Here is a 1,122-nt window from a genome sequence, read left to right as displayed (position 1 = left end):
CCGAGCGTGAGTCCCATCGGCAGCATGGTCAGCGCCATCGTCAGCAGCAGCGGCGGCCCCGCCGCGCGCAGTTCCCGCAGCGCGGTGGCGTCGTGCTGGACGAGGACGAGCCCTGTCGCGGCGGCGGAGTAGGTGCCCGCGACGCCCGCGTACAGCAGCAGGGTGCTCCGCGCCGCGTCGCGCGCCAGGTCACGGGTCCGGCCGCGCAGCCCGAGGTGGGCGAAGGACGGACGGTCCGAGCGCCGCGCGCCGAGCAGATGCCCGAGCCCCAGCGGCGTCGCGAGGAGCAACGCCACGACCAGCTTCTCGGGCAGCCCGGAGAACGAGCCCGTGGCCCGCATCCCCGCGGGCCACAGCATCATCACGGTGACGGCTGCGAGGAACACGATGGCCGAGTCCCGCGCCTTGGCCGCTCCTTCCCCGTCCGTGACGCCGCGCCGCCCGGGGACGAGCCGCCGGGGGACGAGCCGGACCGCCGTGAAGGCCAGCGCCACCACGATCCCGAACCGCCAGCCGCCGGGGAGGATCTCGCCCCGCTCCGGGTCGGCCGCCGCCCGCAGGGCCAGGTCGCACACGGCGAACAGCGGGACGGAGACCAGCAGCGCCGCCAGTCCGGCGGCGAGCGCCCGCGCGGCGGGGGAGACGGCCCGGCGCAGTTCCCACCACTCCAGGTCGCGGGTGCCGAGGGCGTTCAGATGCCGGGCTAGGAAGGCGAGCCACCGCCTCCCCGCACGGACCTCCGCGTCCGGGACGCGCCTGGGCAGCGCGTCCGCCCGGCGCGGCGCGGGATGCCGGAGCGCGGCCTCGATCAGGCCGTCCAGCAGGTGGTCCTCGATGTCCCGCGCGGTCGGGAGCAGCGCGCGGTCGAGCAGCGGCGCGGGGTCGGCGCGCACGTCGGCGTGGACGCGGACGAGCCAGAGCGCGAGCGGGGTGGACAGCGCGCGGGCGAGCACCGGGTCGCCCGCCCGCAGGGCGCGCAGCAGGCCGGCCCAGCCGGGGCCGGGGTCCGGCGGCAGGACGGCGGCGAGGTAGGCGGCGGCCGTGCGGGGCCGCACCCGGTCCGGGGCGATCACGGCCGCGCCGGTCGGCTCGAACTCGTACGCCGGGGGCGTGCCGCCGTCG

The 1,122-nt window shown here is 78.5% G+C and carries 1 pseudogene; it reads right to left on the bottom strand.

The window, feature by feature from the left end:
* A pseudogene (locus AB0J52_RS41770) lies at positions 1-1,122 on the bottom strand (hypothetical protein); the annotation flags it as partial.

The sequence above is a fragment of the Spirillospora sp. NPDC049652 genome (assembly GCF_040675125.1).
In the GTDB taxonomy this organism is placed as follows: domain Bacteria; phylum Actinomycetota; class Actinomycetes; order Streptosporangiales; family Streptosporangiaceae; genus Spirillospora.
Note: the sequence above shows the minus strand (reverse complement) of the source record. Positions and strands in the feature narration are given on the sequence as shown.